This window comes from Pseudothermotoga sp. (assembly GCA_025060105.1).
In the GTDB taxonomy this organism is placed as follows: Bacteria; Thermotogota; Thermotogae; order Thermotogales; family DSM-5069; genus Pseudothermotoga_A.
In genome coordinates this window covers 1-527 of sequence record JANXCS010000019.1, presented here as the reverse complement: position 1 = coordinate 527, position 527 = coordinate 1, and the positions used below count along the sequence as shown (strand labels likewise).

Below are 527 nucleotides of genomic sequence, written 5' to 3'. Positions count from 1 at the left end.
CTCGCTACTATCTGTACCGCCCCCTGCCGCCTGAGTACTGAGCCATATCCCCCTCCTCCCGGCAGTGCCGTGTCTGCGTTTGCAAGCCAGGTCACTGCAAAGAGGCTACTTCCCCCTTGACAAAGCAAGGGTTTTTTGGTAGATTCTTATCCGCAAGGTTCCCCGGTAGCTCAGTCGGCAGAGCGGGTGGCTGTTAACCACTAGGTCGCAGGTTCGAGTCCTGCCCGGGGAGCCATTTTCGTTGTACACCCCGTCACCTCAGCGGGAACGCTAGTACCTTGCCGTTTTCTGAAGCGGCGACCACAACGTCATCTGCCCCCAAACCTGAGAGGCTGGGCGAGCGCTTGAACGATTCCCCGTTGTTCCTGCCATCGTACACGTAGAACTCCTGTGGATTGTCGGCGTTGATGGCGTAGAACATGCCGTTGTCGCTACCGATGTAGATGTAGGGCGTGTTGCTGCCCGCTTTGCGCACCACAATCGGCATCCCCAGGAACCGGCTCGCGTTGCGCGGCTGGATAGGATAG

1 protein-coding gene and 1 tRNA gene are annotated in these 527 nt (G+C 58.6%); one reads left to right on the top strand and one right to left on the bottom strand.

Annotation, left to right across the window (positions count from 1 at the left end; translation table 11 throughout):
• The first annotated feature begins 159 nt into the window (after nucleotides 1–159).
• Nucleotides 160–235 (top strand) — tRNA-Asn (locus NZ875_09675).
• Nucleotides 236–253: 18 nt separating this feature from the next.
• Here NZ875_09675 and NZ875_09670 read toward each other — a convergent pair.
• Nucleotides 254–527, bottom strand: a 274-nt coding sequence (locus tag NZ875_09670; GenBank protein MCS7176002.1) for a hypothetical protein, incomplete at its 5' end; no start/stop codon positions are given.